Raw genomic sequence first — 1969 nt, forward strand, 5'->3', positions numbered from 1 at the left:
CCTCGTCGGACGGCTTGCCGCCGCGAGCCAGGTTCATGTCCGTTGTGCCGCCCGGCACCTCCGCGAAGTGCTCAAGGGCGAGCTCCTGGAACTGGGCGGGAGCGTACTGCTCGATGAGGCCGCGGGCCCCGGCCACGACAGCCGGGTTATCGACGCCGCCGACCTCGTCGTACACGTCGAAGAGGGTGTTGACCGTGTCCAGGACCTGCTTGACAGCGAAATCGAAACGAGATCCCGGATACGGGAGCCGGCCGGGGGCATCGTCCCATGTGGCGATCTCGTCGACAGTTCGGGCGATCTGCTCCCCGTCACCGTCGACAAAAGCCAGAACGACCTTGTGGCCGAGCGACTCCATCTGCCCCATTCGCTCAGCGATGCCCGGGGGCATGAGCGAAGCGAGGCTTGCCCGGCTTTCGAAACTCACTGCACTTACCCCCTGTGCTGGACTGACGCGATCCAATAACGACGCTATCAACCGAGCCGATACCCGGCAGCCCTCTTCCACCAGGAGAGACGGTTGAAGAGGAGCCTGATGTCCGTGGTCGGTGATGCGAGGCCGACGTCCTGCGACAGGTGCACTGAGCGCAGTTACCGTATGTGTCCAGCTACTTGCACTCGTGGCTGGGGGCGGGGCTAGGGTCCGATCATGACTGTGCACCCACTGGCCGACCACGCTGCTGCCCTGCGGTCCAAGGCGCTCGACTTTGTCCGCTCCCCGCTGGCCGTTGAAGTGTGGACAATGCTGCTCTCCGAGGGCCAGACGTTCACGATGCCGGCCCAGTGGGGTGCCCTGCCTAGGCCGCAGCAGATACAGCAACTGCTGAAGGCCGAGGACCGCCGGATCGCCGGCGGGACCACGTTCGCCGTGGACGCGACGGTGGTGGACGCAGCCAAAGCGGCGGGGCAGAACCGCCAGTTGCAACTGCCGTTCACCGAGGACCTGTTGCCCGCGCCGTCCGGAATGCTCGTCACCGAGACGCCCATGGGCGACTTGGCCAACGGCTGGCCGATGTCAGTCGTCACTTGGGGCCCGCCCATGGACGGATTCGCCCCCGGCGTACACCTCGCCTGGTGGTCCATCCCGCCCATCGAACCGTCGAACCCGGACCGTCGGCTCCCGATCTATCCGGACTTCGACCTGCACCTGCCGCTCCCCCCGATCGTCGACGGCCGCTTGTGGGGGATCGACGTACCGTCCGAGCACCGGTACTCACAGATTCCGCTGCGCACGGTCGTCGCCGCCTGGTACGCCCTGTCCACCGAGGCCGTGGAGGTGACCGAACGGCGACCCGAGCCTTCCCTCGGGCGCACACTGGCCGCGCAGAAGGCCAAGCAGCGCGGCGTCCGGGTCGCCACAGCCGCCGCCGCGGACACGGTGCTGGACGCAATCACCGCGAATGCTGCCGCACGCTCCGCCCAACTGCGAGCCGAACATGGCGGCGGAGAGATGGGTGCTCTCGGCTCCGTGGCCCCCACTCCACAACTGGCCTCGCACGGCGTCTTCGACCCGGCGCGGGATGGACAACTGGAACCAGGGATGCGCAAGGTCGCCGGCCTATACCGCACGGCGGCCGAGCACTGGCATCGCCTGGAGACGGAGGTCGACCAGGTGTACCCAGGAATCTTCCCGCAGTTGGAGGAGCTGCGTGCGCGCGAGCACGGTGAGTGGCCGACGTGGTGCTGGATGCCGAGCATTCGACTCGTCGCCTTGCTCATGCACATGTACGGGGCGTCGGTAGAGGAAGCCATGTGGGACGGACCCCGCATCGCAGCTGTCGGCGCGTGGCTCAGCGGCGGCCGCCAAGCCCTGCTGCCCGTGGCCGACTTGCCTCCGCAACTCCCCACGGACCGCGCTCCATTTGGCCTCGAGGAGCGCATGCCAGTCCCCGGGCTGGGGCTGATCATTCCGGACGGCGACGATGCCCGTCTCCAGCTCACCTTCATCGACTACGACGAAATCAGGCCCATG

Annotated in this window: 2 protein-coding genes; one reads left to right on the plus strand and one right to left on the minus strand. The window is 67.3% G+C overall.

The genetic code is table 11. The features are described from left to right. Positions 1–364: hypothetical protein (locus ACZ5CR_RS44080; RefSeq protein ID WP_468868972.1), on the minus strand; the 364-nt coding region annotated here is incomplete at its 3' end. 282 nt (positions 365–646) lie between these two features. Between ACZ5CR_RS44080 and ACZ5CR_RS44085 the strand changes: the two genes are divergently transcribed. Next, on the plus strand, positions 647–1969 hold a 1323-nt coding region (locus ACZ5CR_RS44085), incomplete at its 3' end, for a hypothetical protein (protein WP_468868976.1).

The sequence above is a fragment of the Streptomyces sp. NPDC031274 genome (genome assembly GCF_055570235.1).